This window comes from Nonomuraea sp. SBT364, from assembly GCF_001083785.1.
Taxonomy (GTDB): Bacteria; Actinomycetota; Actinomycetes; order Streptosporangiales; family Streptosporangiaceae; genus Nonomuraea.
In genome coordinates, this window is sequence record NZ_LAVL01000021.1 from 60,705 (window position 1) to 74,876 (window position 14,172).

Annotated in this window: 13 protein-coding genes and 1 pseudogene; 8 read left to right on the forward strand and 6 right to left on the reverse strand. The window is 68.9% G+C overall.

Translation table 11 applies throughout. From position 1 onward, the window contains the following. Positions 1–23 precede the first annotated feature (23 nt). On the reverse strand, positions 24–614 hold the full coding sequence (locus ADY59_RS13210; RefSeq protein ID WP_231618695.1) for a TetR/AcrR family transcriptional regulator: 591 nt from the start codon (positions 612–614) through the stop codon (positions 24–26). Positions 615–753: 139 nt separating this feature from the next. Between ADY59_RS13210 and ADY59_RS13215 the strand changes: the two genes are divergently transcribed. Continuing rightward, positions 754–1,296 (forward strand): dihydrofolate reductase family protein, encoded by a 543-nt coding sequence (locus ADY59_RS13215; RefSeq protein ID WP_049561999.1) that lies wholly within the window; start codon positions 754–756, stop codon positions 1,294–1,296. 47 nt (positions 1,297–1,343) lie between these two features. Here the strand turns inward: ADY59_RS13215 and ADY59_RS49885 are convergent, their stop codons facing one another. Next, positions 1,344–1,739 (reverse strand): hypothetical protein, encoded by a 396-nt coding sequence (locus tag ADY59_RS49885; RefSeq protein ID WP_156325459.1) that lies wholly within the window; start codon positions 1,737–1,739, stop codon positions 1,344–1,346. A gap of 260 nt (positions 1,740–1,999) precedes the next feature. On the opposite strand from ADY59_RS49885, the pseudogene ADY59_RS53995 reads away from it, so the two are divergent. Continuing rightward, a pseudogene (locus ADY59_RS53995) lies at positions 2,000–2,163 on the forward strand (ISL3 family transposase); the annotation flags it as partial. A 79-nt stretch (positions 2,164–2,242) separates the two neighbouring features. Here ADY59_RS53995 and ADY59_RS13220 read toward each other — a convergent pair. Then, complete coding sequence (locus tag ADY59_RS13220; RefSeq protein ID WP_049562000.1) at positions 2,243–3,046, reverse strand: CPBP family glutamic-type intramembrane protease; 804 nt, start codon at positions 3,044–3,046, stop codon at positions 2,243–2,245. 55 nt (positions 3,047–3,101) lie between these two features. Here ADY59_RS13220 and ADY59_RS13225 point away from each other — a divergent pair, with 55 nt between their 5' ends. The 3 genes from ADY59_RS13225 to ADY59_RS13235 all read left to right on the forward strand — a co-directional run bounded on the left by ADY59_RS13225 (position 3,102) and on the right by ADY59_RS13235 (position 7,505). Beyond that, a complete protein-coding gene (locus tag ADY59_RS13225) occupies positions 3,102–3,956 on the forward strand; it encodes a TetR/AcrR family transcriptional regulator (RefSeq protein WP_231618696.1) in 855 nt (284 codons plus the stop codon). A 108-nt stretch (positions 3,957–4,064) separates the two neighbouring features. Continuing rightward, a complete protein-coding gene (locus tag ADY59_RS13230) occupies positions 4,065–4,454 on the forward strand; it encodes a PPOX class F420-dependent oxidoreductase (RefSeq protein ID WP_049562003.1) in 390 nt (129 codons plus the stop codon). Between the two features lie 474 nt (positions 4,455–4,928). Next, on the forward strand, positions 4,929–7,505 hold the full coding sequence (locus ADY59_RS13235; RefSeq protein ID WP_231618700.1) for a bifunctional FO biosynthesis protein CofGH: 2,577 nt from the start codon (positions 4,929–4,931) through the stop codon (positions 7,503–7,505). 128 nt (positions 7,506–7,633) lie between these two features. On the opposite strand, the gene ADY59_RS13240 is transcribed toward ADY59_RS13235, so the two are convergent. Both ADY59_RS13240 and ADY59_RS13245 read right to left on the reverse strand, forming a co-directional pair. After that, complete coding sequence (locus ADY59_RS13240; protein ID WP_156325460.1) at positions 7,634–8,617, reverse strand: ornithine cyclodeaminase family protein; 984 nt, start codon at positions 8,615–8,617, stop codon at positions 7,634–7,636. Beyond that, a complete protein-coding gene (locus ADY59_RS13245) occupies positions 8,614–9,483 on the reverse strand; it encodes a PhzF family phenazine biosynthesis protein (protein ID WP_049562008.1) in 870 nt (289 codons plus the stop codon). The genes ADY59_RS13240 and ADY59_RS13245 overlap by 4 nt, the downstream gene beginning before the upstream one ends. Positions 9,484–9,588: 105 nt before the next feature. Here ADY59_RS13245 and yczR point away from each other — a divergent pair, with 105 nt between their 5' ends. Further along, positions 9,589–10,998 (forward strand): aminotransferase-like domain-containing protein, encoded by a 1,410-nt coding sequence (gene yczR / locus ADY59_RS13250; RefSeq protein WP_049562010.1) that lies wholly within the window; start codon positions 9,589–9,591, stop codon positions 10,996–10,998. Between the two features lie 294 nt (positions 10,999–11,292). On the opposite strand, the gene ADY59_RS49890 is transcribed toward yczR, so the two are convergent. Continuing rightward, positions 11,293–11,562 (reverse strand): hypothetical protein, encoded by a 270-nt coding sequence (locus tag ADY59_RS49890; RefSeq protein WP_156325462.1) that lies wholly within the window; start codon positions 11,560–11,562, stop codon positions 11,293–11,295. A 790-nt stretch (positions 11,563–12,352) separates the two neighbouring features. Between ADY59_RS49890 and ADY59_RS13255 the strand changes: the two genes are divergently transcribed. Continuing rightward, positions 12,353–13,468, forward strand: coding sequence for a sensor histidine kinase (locus tag ADY59_RS13255; protein ID WP_049562011.1), 1,116 nt, complete (start codon positions 12,353–12,355; stop codon positions 13,466–13,468). After that, positions 13,459–14,103 (forward strand): response regulator transcription factor, encoded by a 645-nt coding sequence (locus ADY59_RS13260; RefSeq protein WP_049562013.1) that lies wholly within the window; start codon positions 13,459–13,461, stop codon positions 14,101–14,103. The genes ADY59_RS13255 and ADY59_RS13260 overlap by 10 nt, the downstream gene beginning before the upstream one ends. The last annotated feature ends 69 nt before the right edge of the window (positions 14,104–14,172 follow it).

The window sequence follows — 14,172 nt, forward strand, 5'->3', positions numbered from 1 at the left end:
TGCTCCGAACGCGGATGATCAGGTCAGGGAGTTGCGAAGCGCGCGGCGATCGTCCGGGCTGCTTCGTCGACCGCCCGCGACTGCTCTTCCTCGGTGATCGACCACGTACCGTGCATGAGGCGCGGCCAGAAGATCGCGGACGCGATCATGCCGAGGAACTGTGCGGATGCCAGATCCGGATCCTCGATGTCGGCGCTTCCTGCGAAGTGCGCCTCCCGCAGATAGCGCCCCAGCGCCTGCAGCACAGGCAGCGTGCCGAAGTCGAAGGTCCGCTCGCGCAGTTCGGGGAAGTGGTGCGATTCGGCGATCACGGTTCGCATCAGGGCGACCATGCGAGGACGAGTCAACAGTTCCGAATACGCGCGACCCAGCACCACCAAGCCCGCGTAGAGGTCGCCGGTCGGGATCTCGACCGGTTCCGGAGCCGGCGATCCGCCTGCCGCGAGCACCGTTGCCTCGAAGAGCTCGGCCTTGGTCGGGAACTGCTTGAAGAGCGTCGCCTTGGACACCCCCGCGCGCTCGGCGACACGTGCCAGTGGCGTGCGGTCGTACCCGAACTCCAGGAAGAGCTGCGCGGCGGCGCCCAGGATCGCCTCGCGATTGGTCGCGGCCACCGCACGGTGGTACGAGGAGCGTCCACGTGTCATCCGTTCAGTATCTCATCGAGGCGAGTTCCTTGACTCACCATTACGAACACGATTAGGTTGATAGAGGCGAGTCGATCGACTCACCTCTTGGAGATAGGAGCGGCTCATGGCTACCGTGATCGTCCACGCGACCATCACTCTCGACGGGTTCATGGCAAAGGAGGACGGCGGGGTCGACTGGATGTTCGGCCGACCCTCCGCTCCCGAGGATTACGCCGTCGTCGAGAAAGTGATGAGCCGGATCGGCGCGGTGGTCGGCGGCGCGAACAAGACCCAGACCATCGAGGACGGCGAGATCCCGTATGGCGGCATGCTGAAGGTCCCGGTCTACCTGATGACCCACAGCGCCCATGAGCCGATCGAGCGCGACGGCACCACGTACAACTTCGTCGTCGACGACATCAGCGAGGCCGTCAGGCTGGCCACGCAAGCGGCCGGGGACGGCTGGGTCAGTCTGCTCGGAGGAACAATCTCGCGACAGTGCCTGCGGCTCGGTCTCGTCGACGAGCTCCACCTGGACGTTGCGCCGGTCCTGCTCGGCGACGGCATCTCGCTGTTCGCAGGCCTGGGGCGGCACATCGAGCTTGAGCGCCTCGACACCTCAGCCTTCGCCAGCGAGGCTCATCTTCGCTACCGAGTCCTCCGTTAGCCAGAGTTGCAGGTCCTCCGAGCTATCGGGTCCGCCACGAGCCCTCGTCACTTGTCCGCCCCGACCCCAAGCGGGTTCCGGAACCCCATTCCCAGCCGTCGGCCAGTACCCCGCTTCGACGCCGGCGAGCCGTCACCGTGTTCGTCCCAGCCCATCCAGATGAATCGTCGCCGTCTGCATGTGGCTGCGTGTGCTCGGTGGTGACCAGCAGATCGAGCATCCCCAGACAGTCGTCGACCGCCTTGCCCTCCAAGAAGATCGCCGTGGCCGGCGACCGGTGAGCTGAAACCGAGCTTCATGCGCTCGCCACGACGACGCTCGACCAGCTCCCGGTCCTCGTCATCGAGGAAGAACACCCGCTCCAGGTTCGCGCTCGACGGCACTTCCCCGTATCGGCCGGACTCGGGCGCTTCGTAATCGATCAGGAACTCCACCACCGGCATGCGCCGCACAGTAGGGCCAGTCCGTCCACGGTTACTCAATCCGCCGCCATACTGCTGCTCGCCCGCAGCGGGCCGCTGGATGGCGGCAGGTCCGCCGATGTCGATCCGCTACCGCCACTGACCGATTGGTTGCTGCTCAGAGGCCGACCGGTACTGCGCTCTGTGCAGGGCCGCGCGAGATCACCACGCTCGGATACTCCGGCGCCGAGCAGCAGGTGCAACGCTACCTACGGCGCTTTCGCGCCGGTGCCGGCCAGATCGCCGTCGACCTGCCGCACCTGCACGCCTTCACCCGCGCCTGGCAATGACCGCGCCACAGTGAATGCCGCGCTCAGCCTGCCGTTCCACCAAGACCAAGCTCCTCAAACGGCAGATGTACGGCCGCGCCGGGTTCGCTCTTCTTCGCCACCGCATCCTGCTCGGCCAACCACGTTCCGTAACCACCGAAAGTGGGCCAGAGCCGTTGGCACACGCCCCTCGACGGCGTGTGCCATGACTGCTCGTCAACCGATTGCGCAGGAGGAGCGGCACGAGACGAGCCGCAGGATGCCCGCGGCAGCCACGGCGGTGAGCAGAGCTGTCACGAGAGGAGCGAAGGGCATGTCGTAGCCGGGAAGGTAGGCGGCGGTGATGTTGATCATGGCGTGCATGAAGATCGCCGCCGACACGCCGCCGGTGGCAGCGCAGAGGCCGACGATGATCATTCGGCTCGCGACCGTGCCCAGGAACCATCCGCCGATCCAGGCCGCCCCGTGACCGGCCTGCAGGAGCGGGACCAGATGCCAGACAGCCCAGAACAGCCCGAGGAGCAGTCCGGTCCCGAGCGTGCCGAACCGGCGTCGTATCGGATCGCCGGCATGAGCGGCCCAGCCCAGTTCCTCGCATGCGGCCGCTACCACCATCGCGGTGAGCAGCAGGGGCAGCAGAGCCAACGGCGCCGGAAGCACCGGGTCGGCTCGGCCGCCGAGCCACAGCAGGGCCCACGCCAGAAGGCCGACGGCAACGGGAAGGAGCGCCGCGACGGCATACCAGCGGGCCTGCCCCGCGGGCCGGTCTACCACGCGGGCCAGCAGGGCCCTGACCGCAGCCGACCCGCCCTCGCGAAAGACCAGGATCACCGCGGCGAGCCCCGGCAGCACGAACATGGCCGCGCTCGCGGGCAGGTGGAGCGCACCCACGCGGACGGTGGACGACACCGCGCCGAGGATGTAGAAGGGCACCGACAACGCGGTGACGAGGACGAAGAACCGCACCAGGCGAATTCCGGCGCGTTCGCGCGCCGGAATGTCGGTCGTCAGCACCTTCACAGGCTCACCGTCTCTACTTTGGGACCTAATATCTCAAGTACCATAGAATGGATGCGTGACAGCTGAAACACCGGGGATTGGCCTCGCGCGACGCCGCAGGCGACTGTCCGACGAAGAGACCGCGCGACGCATGCTCGACGCCGCGATCGCCAAGGTCGATGAAGCCGGCTTGACAGTGAGCCTGGAACACATCAGCTTCGAGGAGGTCATCCGCGACGCGGGGGTCGCCCGCAGCGCCGTCTACCGCCGCTGGCCGAACAAGGACATGTTCTTCGGCGACCTGCTGCGTGAGCTTGCCAAAGGTGACAGTCCGGCCATCATCGGCGCGGATCCGGGCGCGATACGGTCCGTGGCCCGCACTCTTCTCGCCTCGATCGGCTGGGCCCGCACGCCGGGCCTGCGCCGCGCGCTGGCCGCCGAGGTGCTCCGGGGAAGCGCGCTCGGAGAGTTCGAAATCTTCCACCGGTCGCCGGCCTGGCGTACTTATCTCGCGCTGCAGGCGACCTTCCGCAGCCTGCCCGACGGCGAACTACGGAGCGAAGTTCAGCGATCCCTTGCGGAGTCGGAGCGCTCCATGGTCGCGGGGGTTGCAACGGCTTACGCGCAGGTGGCCCGCCTGATCGGCCTGCGGCCGCAGGCCGGCGTCACCTTCGAGACGGCGGCCCGCCTGGCCATCGCCACCCTGCGAGGGCTCATCCTGATGCAGCCCGCCAATCCGGAGATCAGCACCGTGCGATTCCAGGCCAATCCGTTCGGGGCGCCCGAGCCCGCCGAATGGTCGGAGCCCGCGCTGGCGATCGCCTCCGTGGTGCTCAGCCTCGTGGAGGCCGACCCCGACATCGAATGGACCGACGAGTACGAGCACTCGGTCACGACCGCCCTGCAAGCCGGGCGGTGGCCGATGAGCTGAACGAGCATGGCCGCGGTGTCTTTCTCCCGTATTCCGGTTGCCCCCAGGCACGCGAGACCGGTAGCCGAATTTGATTGACGTCAGTGTCAAGGTTGCATGCTTTGCCGTATGACCTTCACGCAAGCGGAACTTGATTACCTGGCTGGACAGCGCCTTGGACGCCTGGCCACCGTTTCTCCCGCCGGGCTCGTCCAGAACAACCCGGTGGGGTTCTTCGTGGACGCCGCCTCCGGCACGATCACCATCGGCGGGCACGCGCTGGGGGCATCCCAGAAGTTCAGGAACGTTCAGCAGGGCAGCACGGTCTCACTCGTCGTGGACGACCTGGCCTCAGTGGATCCATGGGTGGTACGCGGCATCGAGATCCGAGGCTCAGCTGTGGCCCTGACCGACCACGAGCCGCCGATACCGTATTTCTCGCGTGAGATCATCCTGATCACTCCCAGCAAGATCATCTCCTGGGGGGTGGACGGAGCTCGGTCGAGCCGCAAGGTGTGAAAGCTCGCCAGGGGCAAGGGCTGTACGAACTGGCGGCTTACTTCGAGCATTCCTGGCGATCAACCACCGGTTCACCATCGGCGGATCGGTGAGGGCGGGCTCACCGCGCCCGACGATGGATGACCGAGCTGACTCGGTGCGCCCACCGGGCGACCGTGCGACCGAGTACGACGTGACGCCGGCAATCATCTCATCCGGACTCCTCGGCGACCACTGGCTCCGCGCCCGCCCTGCCATGCCTCTGGCCGAGGCGGTCTACGAATGGGCCCGCCTGCCAAGAACCCTGCACGACTCTTGCTTGGAGATAGCCGTGAGCTTCCACACCGCCCAGGACATTGTCTGTCCTTCGACCCGCAGCGCTCGCCGCAGGGCCGCCGCTGTACGCACCTCCCTAACCCCGGTCAGCGCCTCACTTCGGTGCGCACCGACGCTGACGGTGCGCAGGCATCGGGGACACCGGTGAGCCGCGGGTTCGTGCCCGCCGAGTCAGCCGTCCGCCGGGCGTTGCGCCGGGCCGGGGAGGGACTCGCCCTTGACCCCACTGAGGCCGAGATCTTGCTGCACGCCCGCGGATCACAGTTGGACGAATTGCTGGCCGCCGCCTCCCGGGTACGCGATGCGGGACTCGACGCGGCCGGTCGGCCAGGGGTGATCACCTACTCCCGTAGCGTGTTCGTCCCGCTGTCCAGACTCTGCCGGGACCGTTGCCACTACTGCACGTTCGCCACCGTCCCGGGGCGGGTGCCTGCGGCGTTCCTCACTGAGGACGAGGTGCTCGCCATCGTCCGGCGTGGCGCCGAGCTGGGCGTCAAGGAAGTCCTGTTCACTCTCGGCGACCGGCCGGAGGACAGGTGGACCGCGGCACGCGAGTGGCTCGACGAAGCCGGCTATCCGGACACGCTCTCCTACGTGCGGGCGATGTCCATCAAGGTGCTGGAGGAGACCGGCGTGCTCCCGCACCTGAATCCGGGCGTTCTGACCTGGGCCGACTTCCAGCGTCTCAAGCCGGTGTCGGCGTCGATGGGCATGATGCTGGAGAGCACCGCGACCCGGCTGTGGTCGCGGCCGGGCGGCCCGCACTACGGCTCGCCGGACAAAGATCCTGCCGTCCGGCTACGGGTGCTTCAGGACGCCGGGCGCAACTCGGTGCCGTTCACCACCGGGATTTTGAGCGGTATCGGCGAAAGTCTCGCCGAGCGGGTCGACTCGCTGTTCACGATCCGCAAGGTGGCCCAGCAGTACGGCGGCATCCAGGAAGTCATCGTGCAAAACTTCCGGGCCAAGCCGGACACCGCGATGGCGGGCATGGCCGACGCCACGCTTGAGGATCTGGCTGCGACCGTCGCGGTGGCCCGCTTGATACTGGGGCCGAAAATGCGCATCCAGGCCCCGCCGAATCTGATCGCTGGCGAGTTCGAATTGCTGCTGCGAGCCGGGATCGACGACTGGGGCGGCGTGTCACCGCTGACCCCTGACCACGTGAACCCCGAGCGTCCGTGGCCGCGCGAGGACACGTTGGCCCGGCACACCCAGGCTGCGGGGTTCTCGCTGGAGGAACGGCTGCCGATCTACCCGGAGTACGTGCTGCGCGGGCAGCCGTGGCTGGATCCGCGCGTCGCCGGGCATGTGGCCGCTCTCGCCGACCCGGCAACGGGCCTGGCCAAGCGGGACAGCCGGCCGATCGGGCGGCGGTGGCAGGAGCCGGAGGTTGCTCTGGTCTCATCCGGACGAACCGACCTGCATGTGAGGATCGACACCGAGGGCCGCACGTCAGACCGGCGCGACGACTTCGACTCGGTGTATGGGGACTGGGAGGCGCTGCGGACCGAGGTGGACGCCATGCCTGCCACGAGGGAGGCGAGCCGCCCGACCGGTGGGCTGCGCCGGGAGTTCTCCGCGGCTCTGCTGCGCGCTGAGGCCGACCCGGGCGGGCTGTCCGATGAGGACGGCCTGATGCTGCTGTCCGCCGGCGAGGGCCCGGAAATCTCGGCGCTCGCCGCACTGGCCGACGATGTCCGCCGCGACGCGGTCGGCGACGAGGTGACCTACGTGGTCACCCGGAACATCAACTTCACCAATGTCTGCTACACCGGCTGCCGGTTCTGCGCGTTCGCGCAGCGCCGCACCGACAGTGACGCGTACACGCTATCGCTGGAACAGGTCGGCCAACGAGCGGAGCAGGCGTGGTCGGTCGGCGCGACCGAGGTGTGCATGCAAGGCGGCATCGATCCCGACCTGCCCGCAACCGCGTACTTCGACATCGCCGCCGAAGTGAAACGGCGCGCGCCCGGCTTGCACGTCCATGCCTTCTCACCGATGGAGGTGGTGAACGGCGCGTCGCGGACCAACCTGTCCATCCGCGACTGGCTGAGCGCCGCCAAGGAGGCCGGAGTGGACTCGCTGCCTGGCACCGCGGCCGAGATCCTCGACGACGACATCCGCTGGATCCTGACCAAGGGGAAACTGCCGGCTTCGTCCTGGATCGAGGTCGTGACCACAGCCCATGAACTGGGCATCCCGACGACGTCGACGATGATGTACGGCCACGTCGACAACCCGGCGCACTGGATAGCCCACATCAAGCTGATCCGCGACATCCAGGCACGGACGGGCGGGTTCACCGAGTTCGTGCTCCTGCCGTTCGTCCACACGAACGCACCGCTGTATCTGGCCGGCATCGCCCGTCCAGGCCCCACGCACCTGGAAAACCGTGCCGTGCACGCGCTGGCCCGCCTGCTGCTGCACGGTCGGATCGCGAACATTCAGACGAGCTGGGTGAAGCTGGGCCCGCCTGGGGTGCTCGACGTGCTCCGCGGTGGCGTGAACGATCTGGGCGGCACGCTGATGGAGGAGACCATCAGCCGCATGGCAGGCGCCGAGAACGGCAGCTACAAGACGATCGCCGACCTCGAAGCCCTCGCACACGCCGTCGGCCGCCCCGCCCGCCAGCGAACGACCACGTACGGCGAGGTCGACGCGGAGCGCCTGGCGACAGGACGCGAGCACGACGGCGTATGGCGGCCGAGTCTGCTGCCGCTGATCAGCAACTGACCCCGCGATCTAGCGAAATATCTGGCGGGGTGAGCCGAAGTGGAGCGTGGAGTGGATCTGATCGTCCGATCAAGAGTTTGAACCGGGCCAAGTCGCGATGATCAACATCATGAGCGCGCCGGTGGTGATCAGCGGATGGTGTGTTCCAGAAGGGCGAGGGCGGTCTCGGCGGCGGCGAGGTCCTGGGGGCCGATACCGATGAGCTTGGCCACCGTGATGTCCGCCGGTGTGCGGCGTCCGCGAATCCGGCCGGACAGGATCTCGCCTACCTCGCCGTCGATGCGGTCGCTGGTCACCTCTCCACGGGCGATGGCGGCGTGGATGTCCCCGTAGCGGAGGCTGAGCTCCCGGCTGTCGACGAAGACCTGGGTGGCGCGCCGCAAGCCGGCGCCGTCGAGTTCCCGCTTGGTGGGGTCGTCGGCGCCGAGTGCGGTGATGTGCTGCCCGGGGCGCAGCCAGGAGCCGAACAGGACGGGGGTGGAGCTGGCGGTCGCGGTGATGACGACGTCGGATTCTCGTACGGCCTGCTCCGGGTCCGCGGCGGCGACGACCTCGGTGTGCGGTAGGTCGCGGCCCAGGCGGGTGGCGAGGGCGGTCGCCCGGCCGTGGTCCCGGCCCCACACACTGATGTGCTGGATCGGGCGTACGAAAGTGAGCGCGTGAGCCTGTAGCTCGGCCTGCCTGCCGGTCCCCAGGACGGTGGCGCGGGCTGCGTCCGGGCGGGCCAGGGCGCGGACGCAGACGGCTCCGGCCGCGGCCGTGCGGAGGTCGGTGAGGTGGTGTTCGTCCTCAAGCAGGGCGGTTACGGCGCCGGTCGTCGCGTCGAAGAGCGCGACGAATCCGCCGCCTTCGGGCATGCCGCGAGGCCGGTTGCCGGGGAACCAGTTGGAGATCTTGACCAGGAAGTGGCGTCCCCCGGGCAGGTAGGCCGCCTTGATGTGGGAGTCCCCGCCCTCGGCCAGGGGAAGTACCACGACCGGAGCCTGAGCTCCCTCGGTGGTGCTGAACGCTGCGAGGGCCTCGGCCGTCGGCTCGATCAGGTCGGCGAGGCACACGGCAGTGCGAATCTGGTCAGCGGTGTAGAGGGGGAAACCGGGCATGAGGGTCCTCACTCGGGCAGGGTGTCCAGGGTTCCCCGGGCCACCAGGGTCACGTCGCCGCCGACCCGGACGTTGTGCAGGTCGCCGGGGCGACCCTGCGGCAGGACGGTGAGCAGGCTCGGCCGGCCGGTGAAGCGCCCCTGCCGCAGCAGGAATTCCTCCTCGACGGGCACGATGTGGTGCCTGGCCAGGTAGGCGCCGACACAGCCGGCCGCGCTGCCGGTCGCGACGTCCTCCAGGACGCCGTCGTTGTTCCAGTGGCGGCCTTCCAGAGCTTGGACGTCGACCAGGTAGGCGAACTGCGCGCCGTGACGCGCGATCAGGTCCGCGAAGTCGTCGCGGACGATCTTTGCCCCGGCCAGACCTCCCATCACCGCGACGATGAGGTATCGCAGTCCGGTGGAGACGACTTCCAGGGGAAGCTCGGCGAGCGCCGACTCCGGCAAGGACAGAGCCGTGGCGATCTCCAGCCTGTTCTGCGCCGGTACGGTGGCGAGGAATTCCGGTTTCCCCTGGTCCAGTGCGGCGTGGTAGCCGGTGGCCGTACGGTGCGTGGTCACCGCGACGGTCTTGCGGGGCAGGCGGAAGCGCCGGCGCCGCACGCCGGGCTCCCCGTCGCGCTCGTGCAGGACGGCGGCCGCGCCCAGGACGGGGTGCCCGGCGAAGTCCAGTTCCTCGAAGAGGTCGAACACCCGGGCCTGGACCTCTCCCTCCTCACCCGAGTCGTTCAGGAAGATCGTTTCGAAGTGCCGGAGCTCCTGGGTGATCGCGAGCATCTGCGCGCTGGACAGGCCCGGGTTCGTGGGGAAGACGGCAAGGCTGTTGCCGGTGAACGCCTTGGCGGCGAAGACATCGACATGTCGGTAGCTCAGGGGCATGTGGGTCCAGGGTCGGAGGGGTGGTGGCTGGTCACGGCTCGACGCTAGGCAAGACCGGCCGTCCAGTCATGGTCCAATCTGGTTAAAGTGGCCCATGTGAGTCGTATGGTGCGGCGCGTCCCCGCGTCGCAGTTCCCCCGGCTGCTCGGCGACTGGCGCGTCGGTGACGGCACGCTCGCCAAGCAGTTGGCCGTCGCCATCGAGAAGGCCGTCCACGACGGCCGGCTGCCGCTCGGGGTGCGGCTTCCTGCCGAACGCCTGCTCGCCGGCGAGCTCGGACTTGCCAGGGGCACCGTGGCAGCGTGCTACCACCTCCTGCGAGCCGAACAGCTGATCATCACGCGGACCGGCTCCGGCAGCACCACCCGCCTGCCGCCCCGGCTGCACGATCGCCTTTCGCCGTGGGCCAGTGACCGGGGCCAGGCGGGCAGGAGCGGCGCCGCGCTCGACCTGACCAGAGCGGAGCCCGCGGCGCCGTTCGACGAGCTCCTGCAGGCAGTACACGCGGCAGCCGATACTCTGCCCGCCGCCCTGCTGCACGACACTGCCGGCGGCCATGGACCGTCAACGCTGCACACCGCCATCGCCGACGCGTACTGCGCCCAAGGGTTCGCGACCCACGGCGAGCACCTCCTGCTGACCAGCGGCGCCGACGCCGCGCTCAGCCTGCTCAGTGCGGCATACCTGCGCCAGAGCAGCAGGGTCGTCCTGGACTCCCCCACCTATCCCGGCGCGCTCGCCATCTTCCGCGCCGCCGGTGCCAGGCTCGTCGCGCAACCCCTCAGGTCCAGCGGCTGGGACATCCCCGCCCTCGACCGCACCCTCCAGGCCGCCCGGCCGTCCCTCACCTATCTGATCCCGGACTTCCACAACCCCACCGGCCTGCTGATGAGCGAGGAGGAGCGCGGCGAACTCCGGCGCCGCCTGCGCGCCCACGACACCGTGGTCGTCTTCGACGAGACCATGCGGGATCTCGACCTGCGCGGGCACGCCATCGCGCCGCCTCGCACCGTCACACGGGCCGGCGACCGCAACGTCGTCCATGTGGGATCCCTGAGCAAGGTCCTATGGCCGGGCCTGCGCGTGGGATGGATCCGTGCTCATCCCGACGTCATCCACCGTCTGGCGGCGCTCCCCCTCGCGGCCGCTCTCGCGCCCTCACCGTTCGACCGGCTCGTCGCGGCCCAGCTTGTGGAACACCAGGCGACGATCCTCGATCGCCGACGTGCTCAACTGCGGATACAGCGCGACCACCTGGTCTCCCGCTTGTCCGCGCTGCCGTGGTGCCGCTTCCAGATCCCGCAGGGCGGCCTGTCGCTGTGGCTCGAACTCCTCGACATCGACTCCAGCCGGCTGGCCAGCCGCGCGGCCAGCCTCAACCTCTCTCTCACGCCCGGCTTCTACTTCTCCCCCGACGGCGCGCTGGGCCACTACCTGCGACTTCCCTTCACCCTCCCGCCGGAGGCACTCGACGCCGCGGTCGACAGACTCACCGAAGCCCATGCCGCTCCGTAATACCGGGAGCTGTCGCGGCGGCATCTCTGGGCATCTCGACTCTCTGAGCGACTCAGAAGCGGCGAGGTACGGCCGTTACGACGGCCCGCCCGTCCGCGCCCAGATGGAGATGATCTTCTTCTCGAGAACGGGGACCTGCTCTCCCATGCCGCCTCCCAATGGGGATGAACGAGCACCGACCGGACATCTTGAGATCACCGAAGTCCCCGTCACCATCTCACTGATGAGTACCAGCCGATGGAGACCTCCTCGCCGCGAGCACCACCCGCCCGCTGACCTACTCCCTGAGCATCATCATGCCGGCTCGTATCGCTCAAGGCGGCGGCGCAGCTCCAGATCCTCCACGTGAGCTGCTTCCAATGCTCGGCGCAGTTCCGCAACCTCACGGCGCCGAGCGCCTCGTTCTTCCTCCAGCTTGCGCGCGAGCACCCTCACAGCGGCCGAAGATGAGGCGGCGGGCTCATCATCTGCGGCCGAGGGGCGAGATCTGCCGCGGGACTTGGCTCGTTGCCGTTCGATCTGCGCACGTAGTTCGGGGTGACGATAGAGGAAGTCGGTGCTCACGCCCGCAGTCTTGGAGACGGCGGTGAACCGACGGGCTCGCGCGATGCGGCCAGGCGCCGCGGGGCTCGTCGAGCTTTGTCCTCGGCTGCCACTGTTCGAGCAGCAGCCGCTTGCCTCAAATGCTCGGGCGGGCATGTGCCCGCCCTTCTGGACGCATGCCCACCGAATCCAGCGTGGTCAGGACTTTGCGCAGCGCTGCGGTTTCGGCCGTTCGCCCAGCCAGCCACACATTGTCACTACTCCATGATGGACGTGAACTGCGCCTGCCCCCTACTGATCAACCTCTCGGTTGGTTCGGCGCGCTGAACGTCGCGAAGAGTGTCAGCGGAGAGCGGCTTCGAGCGTGTCCGGTGCGCCGCGTCGCGGGTGACCTCCCGCAGGTGATCGTAGGTGCCTGACCAGTCGAGCAGGGCAGGCCGGATCTCGGTGAGGTAGCTCCAGACGGTCTGGATGCTGCGCGCTCGCTGGCGAGGCCCGCCCTCGTGCGGTAGGCGGGCCCATGCCTCGACGTCGGCGGCGATGCCGGGAGCGAGGCCGCTCAGCTTGCCGGCCAGCCAGCTGTCGAAGACGGGGACGCGGTCATCATCGAGCAGACCGATGCGGGCGAGGACTTCGACGGTGCGTCCGACCAGTGACGCTTAGCCGGGCCCGCCGGGCTCCGCAACGTCACTGGCCGTGCGGATTCTGCTCAAGCCCCGAACGGGTCCCCCACCCAGGACACTCGCGGTTGGTCGGCTTTGTGGAAACCTTCAATGTGCTGTCGCCGGGCGGCTGTCTAGAGTTCGTGACCATGGTTGTGGCGTGGGCGGCAGTACGTGGCATGGTCGGGCTGGTGCTCGGGGCGGTGATGGCCGTGGTCGAGCTGGCGTGGGTCGTCCTCGCGATGCCGCTGCTGGCCATACCCTCTGCCCGGCACTGGTCGTTCCGCGGCGCGCGGCGGCTGGCCGAGGCCGATCGGGTCCGCGTCAATCGCTGGCTGGGTGGCAGCGTCGCCCCTGGTCTGGCTGAGGGGCGGGCGCTGGCGTACGTGGCGATGCGCGGCGTCGTGGGCGGGCTCGGCGGCGGGGTGCTGGTGCTGGTCGGGATCTGGGTGACGCTGAGCTGGCGGGCGCTGTCCGGCGGTACCGAGCAGCGTGCCGAGATGAGCTGGTACGACCCGATCACCTGGACGGCGTTCGGACTCCTCGTCATCTTCCTGGCGGCGCAGGCCCTGATCGGCCTGGCGGCGTTGGAACGGCGGCTGGCGGAATGGGGACTCGCGCCCAGCGACAAGGAGGCGCTGCGCAGCCGCGTCGAGCAACTGTCGCGGACGCGGGCAGAGGTGCTGGAGGCGGTCGACGACGAGCGTCGGCGGATCGAGCGGGACCTGCACGACGGCGTGCAGCAGCGACTGGTCGCGCTGGGCATGCTGCTAGGCCGCGCCCATCGCCTCGACGACTCCGGCGCTGCCGCCGCGCTGTTCCGGCAGGCGCGGGAGGAATCCCGTCGCGCTCTGGAGGAGTTGCGGGAGGTGGCCTGGCGGATCTACCCGGTGGCGCTGGACGACGGCGGGTTGCCGGCGGCGCTGGAGTCGCTCGTCGAACGCTCCAGCGTGCCGATCAACCTGGACTACGACGTTCCGTTCCGGCCGGGCTCGGCCCAGGAGACGGTCGCCTACTTCGTGGTCTGCGAGGCGGTGACGAACGCGCTCAAACACAGCCAGGCTCAACGGGTTGAGGTCGAGGTCCGCCAAGCCGCCGGCACGTTGCGCGTACGTGTCAGCGACGACGGCGTCGGCGGCGCCCGCCCCGACGGCCGCGGCCTGTCCGGCCTGGCCCGCCGGGTAGCCGCCTACGACGGCCGCTTCGACCTTGACAGCCCCGGCGGAGGGCCGACGACGCTGCGGGTGGAGCTGCCATGCGCATAGTCCTGGCCGAAGACAGCACGCTGCTGCGTGAGGGCCTGACCCGGCTGCTGAGCGAGGACGGCCACCAGGTCGTGGCGGCCGTCGGCGACGGGGAAGGGCTGGTGGCCGCGTGTGATGAGCATCAGCCGGAGGTGGTCATCGCCGATGTGCGCATGCCGCCGACCTTCACCAGCGAGGGCCTGCGGGCCGCGCTCGCCGTGCGGCGCCGGCACCCTGGGATCGGCGTGCTGGTGCTGTCGCAGTACGTCGATACGCGCTACACCGCCCAGCTTGTCGACGGCGGGGTACGCGGGGTCGGCTACCTGCTCAAGGACCGGGTGGTCGAGGTCGGCGACTTCCTGGAGGCGCTGCGGCGGGTGGCGGACGGCGGCACGGCGTTCGACCCAGAGGTCGTCCGGCGGCTGCTCAACCGTGCACGCGACACCACATCCCTGGCCCGGCTGAGCGTGCGCGAGCACGAGGTGCTCACCCTGATGGCACAGGGGCATACCAACGAGTCGATCGCCGGACGGCTGCATGTGTCGCGCAGCGCGGTGGAGAAGCACGCCAACGCCATCTTCGACAAGCTCGGCCTCGCGCACGCCGACGGCTACAACCGCCGGGTCCTGGCCATCGTGCGCTTCCTCAACGACTAACCCCCGGATCTGACCACTGGACGGCCGGAGTGCCGCCCGGTCGCTCAGCCCTGCCCTCTTCCCTCCGCC